The sequence below is a fragment of the Pseudostreptobacillus hongkongensis genome (genome assembly GCF_001559795.1).
Lineage (GTDB): Bacteria > Fusobacteriota > Fusobacteriia > Fusobacteriales > Leptotrichiaceae > Pseudostreptobacillus > Pseudostreptobacillus hongkongensis.
Map to the genome: position 1 here is coordinate 1 of NZ_LOHY01000124.1, position 2,049 is coordinate 2,049.

1 protein-coding gene is annotated in these 2,049 nt (G+C 22.4%); it reads left to right on the plus strand.

Going from position 1 to position 2,049, the window contains the following annotated elements; translation table 11 throughout:
• Window positions 1–154: 154 nt before the first annotated feature.
• A complete protein-coding gene (locus AYC59_RS06345) occupies window positions 155–1,873 on the plus strand; it encodes an IS1634 family transposase (RefSeq protein WP_066896546.1) in 1,719 nt (572 codons plus the stop codon).
• Window positions 1,874–2,049 lie beyond the last annotated feature (176 nt).

The following is a 2,049-nucleotide window of genomic DNA, read 5'->3' on the forward strand; positions in this document are numbered from 1 at the left end:
CGGAAATTTGAAAAAAATAACCATATAAAAATACTCTCAAAGTCTTATGAATAGTATATTTTTTATGTCAAGTTTTCTAATATTTTTACTTGACTAACTCTGTATAATATGGTATAATGTCTACGTAAATAGACTATTAAAAAGGAGTTCTAATATGTATCTTGAAAAAATAACTAGAAATGGTAAAACTTTTTTGTATAAAACTGAAGGTGTGTATGATAAAATTACTAAAAAACAAAAGAAAGTTCGTATTACCATCGGTTCTTTAGATAAACTTAAACTTATCTATGATGACCCTATAGAACATTTTAAAAATGAAATTGAACTTGAAAATAAACAAAGAGAATTAGAACATAATAAATCATATACTTTTACTTTCTCTAAAACTAAAATTAATTATGATAATATAAGAAACAATAATAATATCTTTAATCTTGGTTGTATATACCTTGAGAAAATATACTACTCTTTAGGTCTTGATAAAGTTATTAATAAAATGAAATATCATGAAAAGGCTTCTGTTAAACTTGAACATATTCTTAAATTATTAATATATAATAGAATTATGAACCCTAAATCTAAACTTAATGATTTTAAACTTAAAGATAATTATCCTATTAATCTTAAACTTGAACTTCATGATATATACAAAGCTTTAGATGTTTTCTTTAAGTATAAAGATGATTTCTTATCTTCTATCAAAGATAATATTTCTTCTTTAATTAATTATGATCTTTCTAAAACTCATTTTGATGTTACTAACTTTTATCTTTATACTGATGAAGATAATGAAAGAGATTTACCTAAAAAAGGTTACTCTAAAGAAAATGTTCAAAACCCTATTATTCAATTAGGACTTTTAACTGATAATAATGGTCTTCCTATTGATTACAAGCTTTTTAGTGGTAATACTCCTGATGTTGCTACATATATTGATTTTATCAATGAAGTTAAAAAAACTCACTCTATTAGAAAAAGTATTATCATTGCTGATGCTGGTCTTGTTTCTAATGATAATATTATTAAAACCATTTTATCTGGTTCTGGATATATATTTAAACATTCTTTACTTAGACTTAACAAAGATGATTACAATATGTTCCTTTCTAATATTAAACCTTTTATAGATGAAATTCTTGAAGATAATCCCAATATTAATGGAGTATATAAAAGTATTCATGTTGAAGTTGATAGAACAGTTATTGATATATATGGCAAAAAGGTTAAAGTTCCTTTAACACAAAAATTTCTTTTTACTTACTCTAGAAGTTATGATAAAAGATCAAAATATATTAGAGAAGAAGAATTAGTTAATGCTGATAAATATATTAAAAATCCTGAAAAACTTAATAAGTATTTATCTAAAGTTGCTTCTAGTTTAATTAATACTAAAATTAAGCATAATGATGTTAATATTAATGATAAGAAGTTAAAAAAATATGAAGAAATATCTGGGTATTCACTTATCATTAGTAGTGAATATGATATGGATGATTTAGATATACTTAAAGCATATAAAGAGCAATATAGGATAGAAGAAAGTTTTAGAGTTATGAAATCTACTATTAAGACTAGACCTATTTATTTAAGTAATGAATATAGAATACAAAGTCATTTTTTAATTTGTTTTTTAGCACTATTATTTATTAGAATATTACAAATTAAATTAAATAGAATTTATTCTGTTGATGAGATTGTTAATGGAGTTAAGGATTTAGAGATATTTAAGCATACGGGATCTAATATGTTTGAAATTAATGGCTTAAGTGAAATCCATAAATATTTAAACAATATATTAGATGTTGACATTCCTACTTATGAATATACTGGAAAAGAATTAGTAAATTTATTTTCAAAATGTAAGAAAATTTAAAAGTTGGCATGTGATTTTTTGAAAAATTTTAGGCTGTAAAACCCTCTTAAACAAAGGGATACAGCCTATTTTTATCTGAAAATTTTTTCAAATTTGAGATTCTACCATAAAGAATTTAAATAAGCAAATTATTTTATAGCCCTTATTTTACAATATATTAAATAAATATGATAATG